The 15,860-nt window shown below is 70.9% G+C and carries 15 protein-coding genes; 13 read left to right on the plus strand and 2 right to left on the minus strand.

The genetic code is table 11. From position 1 onward, the window contains the following. From C1I98_RS19950 to C1I98_RS19985, 9 genes are all read left to right on the plus strand, one after another. On the plus strand, window positions 1-1,453 hold a 1,453-nt coding region (locus C1I98_RS19950; protein WP_111168948.1), incomplete at its 5' end, for a polysaccharide deacetylase family protein. A 178-nt stretch (window positions 1,454-1,631) separates the two neighbouring features. Next, window positions 1,632-1,721: a putative leader peptide gene (locus tag C1I98_RS45700; RefSeq protein WP_368773533.1), complete on the plus strand. Its 90-nt coding sequence runs from the start codon at window positions 1,632-1,634 to the stop codon at window positions 1,719-1,721. Window positions 1,722-2,015: 294 nt separating this feature from the next. Continuing rightward, a complete protein-coding gene (locus C1I98_RS19955) occupies window positions 2,016-3,863 on the plus strand; it encodes a 2-oxoacid:acceptor oxidoreductase subunit alpha (protein WP_111168949.1) in 1,848 nt (615 codons plus the stop codon). Between the two features lie 58 nt (window positions 3,864-3,921). Then, window positions 3,922-4,902 (plus strand): 2-oxoacid:ferredoxin oxidoreductase subunit beta, encoded by a 981-nt coding sequence (locus tag C1I98_RS19960; RefSeq protein WP_199537063.1) that lies wholly within the window; start codon window positions 3,922-3,924, stop codon window positions 4,900-4,902. A 51-nt stretch (window positions 4,903-4,953) separates the two neighbouring features. Further along, entirely contained in the window at window positions 4,954-5,757 is an 804-nt protein-coding gene (gene thiD / locus C1I98_RS19965) for a bifunctional hydroxymethylpyrimidine kinase/phosphomethylpyrimidine kinase (protein WP_111168951.1), read from the plus strand. A 265-nt stretch (window positions 5,758-6,022) separates the two neighbouring features. After that, window positions 6,023-6,973: an NAD-dependent epimerase/dehydratase family protein gene (locus C1I98_RS19970; RefSeq protein WP_158558111.1), complete on the plus strand. Its 951-nt coding sequence runs from the start codon at window positions 6,023-6,025 to the stop codon at window positions 6,971-6,973. Window positions 6,974-7,029: 56 nt separating this feature from the next. Continuing rightward, window positions 7,030-7,698 (plus strand): polysaccharide deacetylase family protein, encoded by a 669-nt coding sequence (locus tag C1I98_RS19975; RefSeq protein ID WP_111168953.1) that lies wholly within the window; start codon window positions 7,030-7,032, stop codon window positions 7,696-7,698. A gap of 11 nt (window positions 7,699-7,709) precedes the next feature. Continuing rightward, complete coding sequence (locus tag C1I98_RS19980; protein WP_111168954.1) at window positions 7,710-8,654, plus strand: glycosyltransferase family 2 protein; 945 nt, start codon at window positions 7,710-7,712, stop codon at window positions 8,652-8,654. A 2-nt stretch (window positions 8,655-8,656) separates the two neighbouring features. Continuing rightward, entirely contained in the window at window positions 8,657-9,748 is a 1,092-nt protein-coding gene (locus tag C1I98_RS19985; RefSeq protein ID WP_111168955.1) for a GNAT family N-acetyltransferase, read from the plus strand. Here the strand turns inward: C1I98_RS19985 and C1I98_RS19990 are convergent. Further along, window positions 9,738-10,841 carry an acyltransferase family protein gene (locus C1I98_RS19990; RefSeq protein ID WP_111168956.1) on the minus strand — a complete coding sequence of 368 codons (1,104 nt, stop codon included), beginning with the start codon at window positions 10,839-10,841 and terminating at the stop codon, window positions 9,738-9,740. The genes C1I98_RS19985 and C1I98_RS19990 overlap by 11 nt on opposite strands. A gap of 270 nt (window positions 10,842-11,111) precedes the next feature. On the opposite strand from C1I98_RS19990, the gene C1I98_RS19995 reads away from it, so the two are divergent. Genes C1I98_RS19995 through C1I98_RS20005 form a run of 3 tightly spaced genes read left to right on the plus strand, consistent with a single transcriptional unit; the run spans window position 11,112 to window position 14,417 of the window. Beyond that, a complete protein-coding gene (locus C1I98_RS19995) occupies window positions 11,112-12,440 on the plus strand; it encodes a nucleotide sugar dehydrogenase (RefSeq protein ID WP_111168957.1) in 1,329 nt (442 codons plus the stop codon). Beyond that, entirely contained in the window at window positions 12,421-13,650 is a 1,230-nt protein-coding gene (locus tag C1I98_RS20000) for a glycosyltransferase family 4 protein (RefSeq protein WP_111168958.1), read from the plus strand. The genes C1I98_RS19995 and C1I98_RS20000 overlap by 20 nt, the downstream gene beginning before the upstream one ends. A 41-nt stretch (window positions 13,651-13,691) precedes the next feature. Further along, window positions 13,692-14,417, plus strand: coding sequence for a methyltransferase domain-containing protein (locus C1I98_RS20005; RefSeq protein WP_111168961.1), 726 nt, complete (start codon window positions 13,692-13,694; stop codon window positions 14,415-14,417). Between the two features lie 22 nt (window positions 14,418-14,439). Here C1I98_RS20005 and C1I98_RS20010 read toward each other — a convergent pair whose 3' ends face one another. Further along, window positions 14,440-15,267 (minus strand): glycosyltransferase family 2 protein, encoded by an 828-nt coding sequence (locus C1I98_RS20010; RefSeq protein WP_111168959.1) that lies wholly within the window; start codon window positions 15,265-15,267, stop codon window positions 14,440-14,442. Window positions 15,268-15,295: 28 nt separating this feature from the next. Here C1I98_RS20010 and C1I98_RS20015 point away from each other — a divergent pair, with 28 nt between their 5' ends. Further along, window positions 15,296-15,838: a dTDP-4-dehydrorhamnose 3,5-epimerase family protein gene (locus C1I98_RS20015; RefSeq protein WP_111168960.1), complete on the plus strand. Its 543-nt coding sequence runs from the start codon at window positions 15,296-15,298 to the stop codon at window positions 15,836-15,838. Window positions 15,839-15,860 lie beyond the last annotated feature (22 nt).

Below are 15,860 nucleotides of genomic sequence, written 5' to 3' on the forward strand. Positions count from 1 at the left end.
CCCCGCAGAGGCCCCGCTGCCCTCGGACCCCACGATGATGGAGTTCGTCGACCCCGCCCGCGTGGACGGCATCGACACCCGCACGATCGCCGGCACCACCGGCAGCCGGATCCACGTCACCTACCCGAGCCTGCCCGGGGCCCCCGCCCTGACGGACCGGCTCCGCGAGGAGGTGGCCCGGCAGGTCCGCGCGTTCACCGGCAAGCGCGGCGAGACCGGTCCGACGCGGGAGTTCAATGTGGAGTGGCAGATCACCGCCCTGTCCTCCGACATGGTCGGCGTGCGGCTGCGGTCCGGGGAGTACGGCGGGCTGAGCTGGCGCAACTCCACCCACACCCTGTGGTACCACCACGCCGGCAAGGACTCGCTCGGCTCGGCCAGGCTGCTCCGCGACCGCGAGGCGCTGTCCACCCTCGCCGGGATGGTCAAGCAGCGGCTCGCCCCACGCTCCCCCCGGGTGAACGTGCAGGCCATCACCCCGACAGAGGCGATGTTCGACTCGATCGCCTTCAACCGGCACGGCGACCTGGTGGTGGAGTTCGACGACGGCCAGGTCGGCCCCGTCTCGCTGGGCCGGGTGGCCGTCGCGGTACCGCGCGAGGAGGCGGACCCGCTGCTGTCCGCGGCGGGCAGGCACGCCCGGCTGGCGACCGAGGAGGCGCCCAGGCGGGCCTGGGACGGGCCGCCCATACGGGCGTTCGCGGAGGCGCCGCCCAAGGCGTTCAGCAACGAGCAGGGGACGGTGGACTGCACCCGCGTCAAGTGCGTCGCGCTGACCTTCAACGACGGCCCCGGCCGCTACACCGCCGACGTGCTGGCCGTGCTGGCCCGGCACGGGGCCAGGGCCACCTTCTTCACGCTGGGCGCCAACGCCGCGGCCCAGCCGGAGGATCTGCGGCGGATGCGGGACGACGGTCATCTCGTCGCGAACCACTCCTGGTCTCACCGCAACCTCAGCTCGCTGGGCACCCCGACGCTCTCGGAGCAGCTCAGCCGTACCCAGAGCGCGGTGGCGTCGGTGGTCGGCCAGGTGCCGACGCTGATGCGCCCGCCGTACGGGTCGATGGGGCCGGAGGTGAGCAGGGTGGCCGAGAAGATGGGGCTGAGCGTGGTGAAGTGGAACGTGGACACCCGCGACCTGCTCGACCGGGACAGCCGGGCGATCGAGCGCCGCGCGGTCGCCGGGGCCGCACCGGGGGCGATCATCCTCATGCACGACGTCTACCGGCCGACGCTGGACGCCCTGCCCGGCATTCTCACCGAACTCGGAAAGCGTGGATACAACTTCGTCACCGTGCCGGAATTGGACGGGCTGGATGCGATGGAGCCGGGACGGACTTACTATGCGGGCAGGACCGTGTCACCAGGCGCCGAGCCCGGTGTGAGCGGCCGGCCGCAGGAGGCGAGCCTCTTCCGGCAGGACGCGCGTGCCCGGCGAAGCGCCGCTCGGTGAACAGCACCACGAGCACCATCCAGAAATGCCAGAGGTCACAACTTCCCACTCAGGGGGGCACCGGTCGGCATAACGGGGGAATTACGGGAGCATAACGGGGTGTGGGCGGCTGATGGCGTACGGCAAGGCACCGGTCCCGTCGCCGCCCATCGCCACGGGGGTCATATAGTTAGGGCTCGTGACCCGAACCGTCCTTTTCGCTCGCCTGCACGTGGACCTGTGCCGGCTCGCGTCGGGGCTGTGTCGCGGCTACTTTCCGCGGTCGTGACAGCTCCGGCGATCCAAAACCCGCCACGATCCGCACAAAACGCACCGACGGCCCTGTTCCGTCATGCGCCACGCCCGAGCGGGACGCCCCCGGGGTTCGCCCCCGCCACGCGCCCGGAGCACGCAAGTTCCGCCCGCTAGCCCCGGGTCAGCGGGCCCGGAGAATCTGCGACGTACGTCACACTCTCCGAGAGTGGTACGCGAACGAGATACGCGCCATCCCAAGGGATCTAGCATGGAACCGAAGAACATGCCACAACCAGCGGCGCCCCTGCGCGTCGAGGAGGACTGAGCTGTGACCAAGCAGGTTCAGCAACTCGACCGCGTGATCATCCGGTTCGCCGGTGACTCGGGCGACGGCATGCAGTTGACGGGCGACCGTTTCACCGCAGAGACCGCGGAGTTCGGCAACGACCTGTCCACGCTGCCCAACTTCCCGGCCGAGATCCGCGCCCCCGCAGGCACGCTGCCCGGAGTCTCCAGCTTCCAACTTCACTTCGCCGACCACGACATCCTCACCCCGGGCGACGCCCCCAACGTCCTCGTCGCGATGAACCCGGCGGCGCTCAAGGCCAACCTGGGCGATCTGCCCAAGGGCGCCGACATCATCGTCAACACCGACGAGTTCACCAAGCGCAATTTGGCCAAGGTCGGCTACGCGGCGAGCCCGCTGGACGACGACTCGCTGGCCGAGTGGCGGGTGCACGCCGTACCGCTCACGTCCCTGACGGTCGGCGCGCTCGACGGCTTCGACATGTCCAAGAAGGACGCCGAGCGGGCCAAGAACATGTTCGCCCTCGGCCTGCTGTCCTGGCTGTACCACCGGCCCACCGAGGCGACCATCCAGTTCTTGGAGACCAAGTTCGCCAAGAAGCCGGTCATCGCCAAGGCCAACATCGCGGCCTTCCAGGCGGGCTGGAACTACGGCGAGACCACCGAGTCGTTCTCGGTCTCCTACGAGGTCAAGCCGGCCAAGCTCGAACCGGGCGTCTACCGCAACATCTCCGGCAACCAGGCTCTCGCCTACGGGCTGGTCGCCGGCTCGGTGCAGTCGGGGCTGCCGCTCTTCCTCGGGTCCTACCCGATCACGCCGGCCTCCGACATCCTGCACGAGCTGTCCAGGCACAAGAACTTCGGGGTGCGCACCTTCCAGGCCGAAGACGAGATCGCCGGCGTGGGCGCCGCGCTCGGCGCGGCGTTCGGCGGGGCGCTCGGCGTCACCACGACCAGCGGCCCGGGCGTGGTGCTGAAGGGCGAGACGGTCGGCCTCGCGGTCACCACGGAGCTGCCGCTCATCCTGGTCGACGTGCAGCGCGCCGGCCCGAGCACCGGCATGCCGACCAAGACCGAGCAGGCCGACCTGCTGATGGCGATGTTCGGCAGGAACGGCGAGTCGCCGGTGCCGATCGTGGCCGCCGCCACCCCGAGCGACTGCTTCCACGCGGCCATCGAGGCGACCAGGATCGCGGTGACCTACCGCACGCCGGTGATCCTGCTGTCCGACGGCTACCTGGCCAACGGCTCCGAGCCGTGGCGGATCCCCGAGGTCTCCGCGCTGCCGGTCATCACCCCCGGCTTCGCCGCCGCGCCCAACGGCGACGACGGCGAGACCTTCCACCCCTTCAAGCGCGACCCGCAGACCCTGGCCAGGCCGTGGGCGGTGCCCGGCACCGCGGGCCTGGAGCACCGCATCGGCGGCATCGAGAAGGCCGACGTCACGGGCAACATCTCCTACGACCCCGGCAACCACGACACGATGGTCCGGCTGCGTCAGTCGAAGATCGACGGCATCGACGTGCCCGACCTCGAAGTCGACGACCCCGACGGCGACGCCCGCGTGCTGGTGCTGGGCTGGGGCTCGACGTACGGCCCGATCGCCGCCGCGGCCCGCAGGGTACGGCGGGCGGGCGGCAAGGTCGCCCAGGCGCATCTGCGGCACCTCAATCCGCTGCCCAAGAACACCGGCGAGGTCCTCAAGTCCTACGACAAGGTGCTCCTGCCGGAGATCAACCTCGGCCAGCTCGCGCTGCTGCTGCGCGGCCGGTTCCTGGTCGATGTCATCAGCTACAACCGAGTGCGCGGCCTGCCGTTCAAGGCGGAGGAGCTGGCGGGAGTGATCCAGGACGTGATCGACAGTGAGTGAGACCACCCTCAACGGCCGCGGGCTGGCGCTGGTGCCCCGGACCGACGCCAAGCAGACCATGAAGGACTACAAGTCCGACCAGGAGGTCCGCTGGTGCCCCGGCTGCGGTGACTACGCCATCCTGGCCGCGGTGCAGAGCTTCGTGCCGGAGCTGGGGCTGCGGCGGGAGAACATGGTGTTCGTCTCGGGCATCGGGTGCTCCTCCCGCTTCCCCTACTACATGAACACCTACGGGTTCCACTCGATCCACGGCCGCGCGCCCGCGATCGCCACGGGCCTGGCCGCCTCGCGGCCCGACCTCAGCGTGTGGGTGATCACCGGTGACGGTGACGCGCTGTCGATCGGCGGCAACCACCTGATCCACGCGCTGCGCCGCAACATCAACCTCAACATCCTGCTGTTCAACAACAGGATCTACGGTCTGACCAAGGGCCAGTACAGCCCGACCTCGGAGGTCGGCAAGATCACCAAGTCCACGCCGATGGGGTCGCTGGACAAGCCGTTCAACCCGATCTCCCTGGCCGTCGGCGCGGAGGCGTCGTTCGTGGCGCGGACCATCGACTCCGACCGCAAGCACCTGCAGTCGGTGCTGCGCGAGGCGGCGACCCACCGCGGCACCTCACTGGTGGAGATCTACCAAAACTGCAACATCTACAACGACAACGCCTTCGAGCAGCTCAAGGACCCTGAGCTGCGCGACGACATCACGCTGCGCCTGGAGCACGGGCAGCCGATCGTGAGCGCGTCCAAGGCGGTACGCCGGACCCCCGGCGGCGGGCTGGAGGTCGTGGACCGCGCCTCGGTGCCGGAGTCGGAGATCCTGGTCCACGACGCCCACCACCCCGACCCGTCGGTGGCGTTCGCGCTGTCCAGGCTGGACGAGCCGGCCTTCGAGCACGTCCCGATCGGGGTCTTCCGCAGCGTGGAGCGGCCCTCCTACGACCAGCTCATGAGCGAGCAGCTTGAGCAGGCGCAGGCCGGCGGGCGAGGCGACCTGCACAAGCTGCTGCACGGCGGAGACACCTGGCGGATCGGCTAGCCAAAACGGATCGGCCGGCGAAGCCAGGTCGGCCGGCGAGAGAGGATTCCCGTGACCGGCATTCCGAAGGTGCTGTCCATCGCCGGCACCGACCCGAGCGGCGGTGCGGGCATCCAGGCCGACCTGAAGACGTTCTCCGCGCTCGGCGCGTACGGCATGACGGTGGTGACCGCGCTCGTCGCGCAGACCACCACCGGCGTGCGCGCCATCCATGAGGTGCCCGCCGAGTTCGTCACCCAGCAGCTCGACACGCTGCTGACCGACGTTCCGGCGGACGCCGTGAAGATCGGCATGCTGAGCGACGCCCGGGTGACCCGGGCGGTCGCCTCGGCGCTGCGGATCTACCGTCCGCCGTACGTCGTGCTCGACCCGGTGATGGTCGCCAAGAGCGGCGACCGGCTGCTCGCCGCCGAGGCGGTGACCTCGCTGCGCGAGGAGCTGCTGCCGCTGGCCGACCTGATCACCCCCAACCTGCCCGAGGCCGCCGACCTGCTCGGCGAGCCGGAGGCCAAGACCCTCGACGAGATGCGCGACCAGGCCCGGCGGCTGCTCGGGCTGGGCGTGCGGCGGGTGCTGCTCAAGGGCGGCCACCTGGACGGCGAGGAGTGCGTGGACCTCCTGCTGACCGGCGAGGAGGAGATCGAGCTGACCGCGCCGCGGGTGCCGACACGCAACACGCACGGCACCGGCTGCACGCTGTCGTCGGCGATCGCCGCACTGCGTCCGCGCCACGAGGGGTGGCCGGACACGGTCCGCGCGGCGAAGGACTATCTGACCGGCGCGCTGCGCGCGGCCGACACGCTCGCGGTCGGGCACGGCCGCGGACCGGTCCACCATTTCCACGCCATCTGGTGACCTGAGTCGCCAACTGGCGACCTGAAAAGACTTCATATCTGAGAAAGAATTCCACGCATTATCTATTTTCGGACGTGGAATTTCGATGATCTCGCCCGAACCCCCGGAGAAACCGGCGCAGGCCGTCCGGATGAGGTCACTACACCGGCGCTGACCTGGATAAACGAATCGATACACCCGAATTCAAGCCGATTCCTGTTCCACCGCCCCAACTACCCGACTAATGTGAGTGCGTTCGCCGATGCCGACCGTGAGGAGGATCCAGATGGCCCCCGCCGAGGGACCATGGGACTGGTACGGCAAGCGGGCGCTCGTCACCGGCGCCACCGGCTTCATCGGTGACCGGCTGATCGCCAGGCTGGCCGCACTGGACGCCGAGGTACACGCTGTCAGCCGCAGACCGCAGGCGCAGGCGGCGGGAGAGGTCTGGCACACCGCCGACCTCACCGATCCGGAGGCCGCGGGCAACCTGATCAGGGCCGCGCGCCCGGATGTGCTCTTCCACCTGGCCAGCGAGGTCACCGGCACCAGAGACCACAACGCGGTGCTGCCCACCCTGCACGCCAACCTGGGCGCCGCGGTCAACCTGATGTCCGCGGTCGCCGGGGCCGGGACGGGGACCAGGGTGGTGCTCGCGGGGTCGGTCGAGGAGGCCCGGGAGGGCGACGCGGTGCCGTGCTCGCCGTACGCGGCGGCCAAGTGGGCCGCCACCGGTTACGCACGGATGTTCCACGGGCTGTGGGACGTCCCGGTGACCGTGCTCCGGGTGGCCATGGTCTACGGGCCGGGCAGGGACGAGCCGCGGCGGCTGGTGCCGTACGTGACCAGGGCGCTGTTGCAAGGGCGCGACCCGGAGCTGTCCAGCGGCACCCGGATGATCGACTGGGTCTATGTGGACGACGTGGCGGACGCGTTCGTCGCGGCGGCGTCCGCGGAGAAGGCCGCCGGGCAGGTCTTCGACATCGGCTCCGGCCGGCGGGTGTCGATCAGGGAGACCGTCGAGCGGATCACGCGGATCGTCGGCGGGGCGGGCCGGCCGAGGTTCGGCGCGCTGCCGGACCGCCCGCTGGACAACCCCCAGATCGCCGACGTCGCCGCCGCCGCCGAAGTGCTCGGCTGGCGTCCGGTCACGCCGCTGGCGGAGGGGCTGCGGGCCACCGTGGCGTGGTACGCGGACCGTTCCAGCTCGGATGGCCTGCCCCCCGATGACGTGTAACGCCGGACGCCGCACAGCCCGATATGACGGTGAGCCGGGGATGCGAGGGTGGGGAAATGGCGGGTTCGATCGTCAACATCACGGTGCACGGAATCGGTCCCGTCGTACGCGAGCTGGATCCCGGGGAGGATCAGGTCTGGGTCGAGGTGGAGCAGTTCGAGCGCATGCTCGACGCGGCCGTCGGCCGCGGCGACGTGCGGATCACCTTCGATGACGGCAACGCCTCCGACGTCGAGATCGCCCTGCCCAGGCTGCTCGAACGCGGGCTGACCGCGGAGTTCTTCGTGTGCGCGGGCCTGCTCGGCGAGCCCGGCAGGGTGGACGCGGGCGGCGTGCGCGAGCTGGCCGCGGCGGGCATGCGGATCGGGTCGCACGGCTGGTCGCACCGCGACTGGCGGCTCCTGAGCCCCGAGGACGTCGAGCGGGAGATGATCGAGGCCGGGCATGTGCTGGCCGACCTGGTCGGGCACCCGGTGTCGCGGGTGGCCGTCCCGTTCGGTTCCTATGACCGTCACGTGCTGCGCAGGATGCGCGATGCGAAGATCACCCGCGCCTACACCAGCGACGGCGGGCGGGCCAGGCCCGGCACATGGCTCCAGACCCGCACCAGCATCGGCCCCGACCTGGACCAGGACTGGCTCGACCGGGTGCTCAACGGCACCCCATCGGTGTACGGCCGCGCGCGCGGGAGCGCGGCGCGCGCCTTCAAACGGTTACGAGGCTGAGGGAGGAGGCCATGTCCGAGCACGTGGCAGCGGATCATGAGGGCCTGCGGATCGCCGTGGTCATCGTGACCTACAACAGCGCCGCCGTCATCGGCGACTGCCTGGCGTCGCTGCCGGCCGGCGCCCATGGCGCGCGGCTCACCAGCGTGGTGGTCGCCGACAACGCCTCCGCCGACGACTCGGTCGCCATCGCCGAGCGGGCGGCCGGCGAGGGCCTGCCGGTCCGCGTCGTGCAGGTCGGCAGGAACGCCGGGTACGCCGCGGCGATCAACGCCGGCGTGGCGGCGCTCGACCTCGGCGCGCTCGACGCCGTGATGGTGCTCAACCCGGACTGCCGGGTGCGCCCCGGCACGGTGACCACCCTGGCGCAGGCCCTCGGCCCGGCCGGGCGCGGGATCACCGCCCCCAAGCTGGTCAACCCGGACGGCTCGCTGCAACACTCGCTGCACCGCACCCCGGCGATCTTCAGGGCGCTGGTCACCGGGCTGATCGGCGGCGGCCGGGCGGGCCGGATCGGCACGCTCGGCGAGATGTCCACCGATCCGCGCGACTACGACGGGCCGCAGGGCGCGGTGTGGCCGTGGGCGACCGGCGCGGCGATGATGATCTCGGTGCGGGCGCTGCGCGAGGTCGGCCCGTGGGACGAGTCGTTCTTCCTCTACAGCGAGGAGACCGAGTACGCCCTGCGCGCCGCCGACAAGGGCTGGACGCTCTGGTACGAGCCGTCGGCGATGGTCGAGCACATCGGCGGCGACTCCGGGACCAGCCCGGCGCTGGCCGCGCTGCTGGTGGTCAACAAGGTGCGGCTGTTCCGCAAACGGCGCGGGGCGCTGCCCGCGGTGCCCTACTACCTGGCGGTGATCCTCGGGGAGTCGCTGCGGGCCGTGGCGGGCCGGCGTACCTCCCGGGCCTGCGTCGCGGCGCTGCTGCGGCCCTCACGCGTCCGCATGCCCTAGCCATGGCCCCAGACGGGAGCACGACCCTGACCACCCTGCGAACGGTCCGCTACGACGCCCTGGGAGCCGAGGAACTGGACGCCTGGCACGCGATCCGGGACGCCGACCCCCGGCTCGACAGTCCCTGCTTCCATCCGGAGTTCGCCGCCGCCGTCCATGCCACCGGCAACGAGGTGCTGGTGGCGGTCGGCCGCGACGCGGCCGGGCGGGTCCGCGGGCTGCTGCCCTACCACCGGGAACGTTCCCTGATCCGGCCGGTGGGCTGGCCGGGCGCCGACTTCCAGGGGCCGATCGCCGAGCCGGGCTTCGCGTTCCCGGTCGCCGGGCTGCTGGCGGGCGGCGTGCGGCAGTACGCCTTCGACCACCTGCGGGACGGCCTCGCCGGGCTGGAGGAGTTCGAGCCGTGGGTGGAGTCGCGGATGGTGTCGCCGTACGTCGACACGACCGGCGGCCTCGAAGGCTATCTGGGCAGGGCCTCGCGCAGCGGCAAGGACAAGATGGCCGAGGCGCGGCGGGGCACCAACAAGGCCGGGCGCGAACTCGGGCCGGTCCGCTTCGAGGCGCAGGCGGTGGACGAGGAGTCCCTGGCGCGGGTGATCGACCGCAAGCGCGAGCAGTACGCCGCGACCGGGGTGCGCGACTACTTCGCGATGCCGGGCCGCCGCGAGCTGATCACCCGGCTGCTGCACACCAGCGGGCCGGGCTTCTCCGGGATGCTGTCCACGGTCCACGCCGGGCCGCGCCTGCTGGCCGCGCACTTCGGGATGCGCTCGGGCGGCGTGCTGCACTGGTGGTTCCCGGTGTACGACCCGGCCTTCGGCACCCTGTCGCCGGGCTGGATCCTGCTGCGCGAGGTACTGGCCGCCGCTCCTGAGCTGGGGCTGACCCGCATCGACCTCGGGCGCGGCGACGACGACTACAAGCGGCGGGCCAAGACCGGCGAGTACACGGTGAGCCAGGGCATGGTGACCAAGGGCGCGACCGGCCGGCTGGCACGGCGGGCGGGCCTCGCGGTACAGGCGGCGGTGAAGCGCTCGCCGCTCGCCCCGGCGCTGCGCCGGGCGGTACGCTCGCTGCGCTCCATCAGCCGGTGAGGCGGGGGCGGCCCAGCCGTCGTTCGAGCGGGCGCTCGACCAGCCGGTAGAGGGCCCACGATCCGAGCAGGGTGAGCGCCAGCATCGCCAGCATGCTCGCCACCTCCAGCGACGGCGGCTGGTCGTGTCCCACGGCCCACACGACCAGCCGGATGACGCCCTGGTGCACCAGGTAGAAGGCGAAGGACACCTCGCCGAGCCAGACCAGCGCCCGGCCCCGCAGCACGGACCGGCTCCCCCGCACGTCGGACACCGCCGCGGCGGCGATCAGCACCGCGTACGGGCCGGTCATCCACGCCACCCACTTCCACGCCTCGGGAGCGTAGGGCACCGCGACGTACGCGACCAGCACCAGCGCGACGGACGGCAGCAGCCCCGGACCGCGCCAGCGACCCTCGCGCACCATCCGCGCCAGGACCATGCCGAGCGCGAACTCCATCGCCCGGGGAACCGGGAAGATCCACACCAGCCAGTAGCCGATGTCCACCGGCAGCACCAGGGTGACCAGCGGCATCAGCCACACCCCGGCCAGCAACAGGGCGGCGACCGTCCACAGCCGGCCCGCCGCGATGCGTTTGACCAGAGGCAGCAGCAGCGGAAACGCCGCGTAGAAGGCGATTTCGCAGGAAAGCGACCAGGCGGGGGTGTTGACCGCGAAGAAGTAGTCGATGTCGGGAATCCACGCCTGCGTCAGGAACAGGCCGGCCACCGCGGGGCCGGTGGAGATCTGCTCGCGCGCCAGCAGGAGCAGCGCGAGCGTGCCGGCCCAGGTGACCATGTGGTTGGGCAGGACGCGGGCGGCGCGCCGCCGCCAGAAGGTGACCGCCGGCGTTCCCTCGCGGGCCGACCAGGTCAGCACCATCCCCGACAGAATAAAGAAAAACGGCACGCCCGACGCGCCCGCCCCGAATAACACAGAGAGGAAGCGGTCGATCACTCGATCGTCGGAAAGCCCGCTGTGGTGTACGTGAAAACCGAAGACAGCAAATGCCGCAAACCACCGCAATCCGGTCAATGACGGGAGCCTGACCGGCGCCTGCCCTGCGGGCGCGGTGCCTGTAACCTGCGGTGATCCGATACTACCCTCTGCCATCAGACCCTCAAGCGATGAACGTCCAGCACGAATGGGGAGCCGATCGCCCGCGAGACCGGATACCGTGCTGAATCCTACTATCAGGGCTTACAATGCTAGGCCCGCATCCCGGGATGCGGCGGCCGTCGCGGCCCCGGCAAACCCTTTCCATTCCCGGCGTAACGACCCGTCACGCTGCGGCGATATATGCGGTGGAGTCGGGGGAACACCGGATATTTCACCTCCCGCTCCGCGGCGGAGTCCGCGAGCAATGGAGGGGCTGGGTTCAGCGTGCGGATCAGCGTTTTCGGACTGGGCTATGTGGGGTCGGTGTCCGCCGCGTGCCTGGCGGCGCGCGGTCACCAGGTCATCGGCATCGACGCCAACCCGGACAAGGTCGCCCTCATCGCGAGCGGCAGGGCCCCCGTGGTCGAGGAGCGGATCGGTGAGCTGACCGCCGAGGTGGTACGTTCCGGAGCGCTGCGGGCGACCACCGACGTGACCGAGGCCATCGCGGCGTCGGACGTCTCGCTCATCTGCGTGGGCACGCCGTCCGCGCCCAACGGGAGCCTGTCCACGCTCTACCTGGAGCGGGTGGCCGAGCAGATCGGCCGGACGCTGGCCGCGCGGGCACCGGGCGAGCCGCGGCACACGGTGGTGTTCCGCAGCACCATGCTGCCGGGCACCTGCGAGGAACTGCTGGTGCCGATCCTGTCCAAGGCGTCGCAGCTCACCCCCGGCATCGACTTCGGCGTGGCGGTGAACCCCGAGTTCCTGCGGGAGGGCACGAGCGTCCGCGACTTCTACGAGCCGCCCAAGACCGTGATCGGCGAGCTGGACGAGGAGAGCGGCGACACCGTCGCCGCGCTGTACGAGGGGTTACCCGGTGAGGTGTTCCGGGTGCCGGTCGCCGTCGCGGAGATGACGAAGTACGTGGACAACACGTTCCACGCGGTGAAGATCGGGTTCGCCAACGAGATCGGCGCCGTCTGCCGCGCCCTCGGCCTGGACTCCCACCAGGTCATGGACGTCTTCCTGGCCGACCGCAAGCTCAACATCAGCCCGGCCTACCTGCGCCCCGGCTTCGCCTTCGGCGGCTCGTGCCTGCCCAAGGACCTGCGCGGCCTGGTCTACGCGGCCCGCCGGGCCGATGTCTCGGTACCGATGCTGTCCAACGTGCTGCCCTCCAACGAGGAGCACCTGCGCCGCGCGTTCGAGCTGATCGCCTCCTACGGCAGGCGCAGGATCGGCCTGTTCGGCCTCTCCTTCAAGCCCGGCACCGACGACCTGCGCGAAAGCCCGCTGGTCGAGCTGGCCGAACGCCTCCTCGGCAAGGGCTACGACCTGCGGATCTACGACGCCAACGTCTCCCTGTCCCGGCTGATGGGCGCCAACCGCGCCTACATCGAAGCCCGGCTCCCCCACCTGGGCGAGCTGCTGACCAGCTCCGCCACCGACGTCCTGGACCACGCGGAGATCTGCGTGGCCGGCTGCGCGGACGCCGACGTGCTGACCGCCCTGGACAAGGCCGGCCCGGACCAGGTGATCATCGATCTCGTACGCCTCCCCGACGCCGCCGTGCGCCGGGCCCGACCTGGGTATGTGGGACTTGGCTGGTAAGGCGTCCTCGCTCGGCAAGGTCCTCATTCTGGTCGAGAACCTCTCGGTGCCCTTCGACCGGCGCGTCTGGCAGGAGAGCCTGGCGCTGCGCGACGCGGGCTGGGAGGTCCACGTCATCTGCCCGCAGGGCACCAAGCGGGACACCGAGCCGGAGGCCGAGATCGACGGGGTGCGGATCCACCGCTACCCGCTGCGCGCCGCGACCGGCGGCCCGCTGGGCTACCTGCGGGAGTACGGGGCGGCGCTGTGGCACACCCGCAGGCTCGCCCGCCGCGTCGGCCGCGTGGACGTCGTACACGCCTGCAACCCGCCCGACCTGTTCTTCCTGCTGGCCGGAGGGCTGCGGCGGCGCGGCGCGAAGTTCGTCTTCGACCAGCACGACCTGGTGCCCGAGCTGTACCTGTCCCGCTTCGACCGCGGCAAGGACCTCCTCTACCGCGTGGTGTGCTTCCTGGAACGCCGGACGTACCGGGCCGCCGACGTCGTGATCGCCACCAACGAGAGCTACCGCCAGGTCGCCCTGACCCGCGGCGGCAAGCGGCCCGAGCAGGTCTTCGTGGTGCGCAGCGCGCCCGCTGTGGAGCGTTTCAGGCAGGTGCCGCAGGAGCCCGACCTGCGAAAGGGCAAGCCGTACCTGCTGTGCTACCTGGGCGTGATGGGACCGCAGGACGGCGTGGACTACGCGCTGCGGGCGCTGGCCAGGCTGCGCGACGAGGTGGGCAGGGACGACTGGCACGCGGTCTTCGTCGGCGCGGGCGACACCTTCGACGACATGGTGGCGCTGGCCCGGCGGCTGGGGCTGGCCGAGCAGGTGGAGTTCACCGGGCGCATCCCCGACGAGGACCTGCTGCGCTACCTGTCCACCGCCGACGTGTGCCTGTCGCCCGACCCGTTCAACCCGCTCAACGACGTCTCCACCATGAACAAGGTCATGGAGTACATGGCGATGGCCCGGCCGATGGTCTCCTTCGAGCTGCGCGAGGCCAGGGTGTCGGCGGGCGAGGCGGCGCTGTACGCGCCCGGCAACGACGAGCTGGAGTTCGCCAAGCTGGTCGCGAGGCTGCTGGACGATCCGGACGAGCGGGCCAGGATGGGCGCGATCGGCCGGGAGCGGGTCGCCGGCCCGCTGTCGTGGGAGCGGTCGCGGGAGGCGCTGATCTCGGCCTACCAGGCCGCCATTGGCGGGGCCGGGCAGACCCGGTCCGAGTGACCTTCCGGCCCGCGCGGCCGGAGGACAAGGAAGGGGAGGGCATGACGGTCCTGCTGGAAGCCGTCGCCGTCGTCGACATGGCCGCGGAGTGCGCGGGCACGGAATCGGTCGGGCTGCTGGCGGCCCGCCGTTCGTGGTCCTGGCTCCGCCGGACCGCCGCCAAGCTGCTGTTCGAGTGGCGGTACGGCGTGCACACCTCCGAGTTCGTCCACCTGGAAGAACTCGGGCTCGCCCACCGCGACCGCGCCTACTACTCGCCCGCCAACTGGATGACGCTGCGCCGCACGCTGGCCAGGCGCGAGGTGGGCCCCGACGACGTCTTCCTCGACCTGGGCTCGGGGATGGGCCGCATGGTCCTGGAGGCGGCGGCCGGGTACCGGTTCAAGACGGTGATCGGCGTCGAGTTGTCCCGGCACCTGAACGAGATCGCCCGTGCGAACCTCAAGAGCACCCGGGTCCGGCTGCGCTGCGGCGATGTCCGGCTGGTCACCTCCGACGCGCTGGACTACGCGATCCCCGACGACGTGAACACGGTGTTCATGAACAACCCGTTCGGCGGCGAGGTGTTCAGCAGGGTGATCGACAACCTCATCGAGTCGGTGGACCGCCGGCCGCGCCAGGTGCGGCTGATCTACTTCAACCCCGTGGAAGAGACCCGCCTGCTGGCCACCGGGAGGTTCCGCCCGGTGCGCACGGTGGCACGCGGGCGCGGCAAGCCGGAGGTGTTCGGGTCGACGCGGGTCTACCTGCTGGAGCCCCGTGCGTGACCGCACCGGGCGGGCCGGGACGCTAGCGCGTGGTGGCGTCGGTCCCCCAGCTCACCTGGCCGCCGCGCTGGGCGCGCAACCTGGTCAGCGCCTTGTCCATGACGAGCACGGCCAGGAAGCACCCGGCGTCCAGCGGGCTCACCCGGCGAGCGCGCAGCAGGCCCCACAGGTCGCCGAGCGACAGCCTGCGCTCGCTGACCGGGCGGCCCAGCTCTTCGAGCTGCCGGTTGCCCATCCGCACCCGGACCCGCCGGTTCAGGTTGGCGCTCAGCGTGCGGGACGGACGCACCAGCGACCGCGCCTCGGACACCACCACCCGCTCGTGGGGCGCGAAGCTGGCGTGGACGTAGCCGTCGTCGGAGATCACGTCGGGCATCGGGAACACCCTGGCGTGGCCCTCCTCGCTCAGCACGTAGACGCCGGTGCCGGCCAGGCCCCTGGTCGGCTCCACCAGCCGCTCCTGGACCTTGTGCAGCCGGCGCGACAGCCAGCCCACCCCGGCCATGTCCAGGTCGGGCACCGGCGCGCAGGCGAGCACGCCGGGCCTGCGCGCCGCCGCGACGAGCGCCCGCGCGGACGCGGCGGAAAGGCGCACGTCCGCGTCGAGGTAGACCCTCGGGAACGATCGGCAGGCGGCGTCGCCCAGCCGCAGCGCGTTGGCCTTGCCCGGCTCCGCCGTCTCGACCACCCGCGCGCCGGCCTTCCTGGCCACCTCGGCGGTACGGTCGGAGCAGGCGTTGGCGACCACGATGACCTCGAACTCACCCGGCTCCGCGCCGTCCAGCAAGGTTTTGACGCCCGCCCCCACGACGGTTTCCTCGTTGTGCGCGGGAATCACTACAGTGGCCATTTTCCCTCCCCGTGGGAAAGGATCTCATATGCGCGTTGAGAAAGCACCGCTTGATGGCGTCTTGTTATTCGTTCCGACCCCGCACCATGACGAGCGGGGGTTGTTCACCCGGACGTTCGACAACGTTCTCGCCAAGGACTCGGGATTGGATCCGCACGCTTTCGTGCAGGACAGCCAGTCGCGTTCGGTGCGGGGCACGATACGCGGAATGCACGGCCGTTCCGGGCGCGGCGAGGCCAAGCTGGTGCGCTGTGCCCGGGGGGCGATCCTCGACGTCCTGGTGGACACGCGGCCGGGTTCGCCGACGTTCGGGCGGCGGCTTTCGGTGCGGCTGGACGACGAGACGTTCACCACGCTTTACGTCCCGCCCGGAATGCTGCACGGTTTTCAGGCGCTCACCGAGCACGCCGACGTGTGCTACAGAATCGACCGGGAACACGATCCGGCGGAGGATCTGTCGGTCCGGTTCGACGACCCTGAATTGTCGATCGAGTGGCCGCTCCCGGTCACCGTGGTAAGCGCTCGTGACCGTGCCGCGGGTTCGTGGGCACAATTGCGCGAACGACTGTAGGAGCTGTCTCTTATACACACCT

This window comes from Spongiactinospora gelatinilytica, assembly GCF_003236385.1.
Taxonomy (GTDB): Bacteria; Actinomycetota; Actinomycetes; order Streptosporangiales; family Streptosporangiaceae; genus Spongiactinospora; species Spongiactinospora gelatinilytica.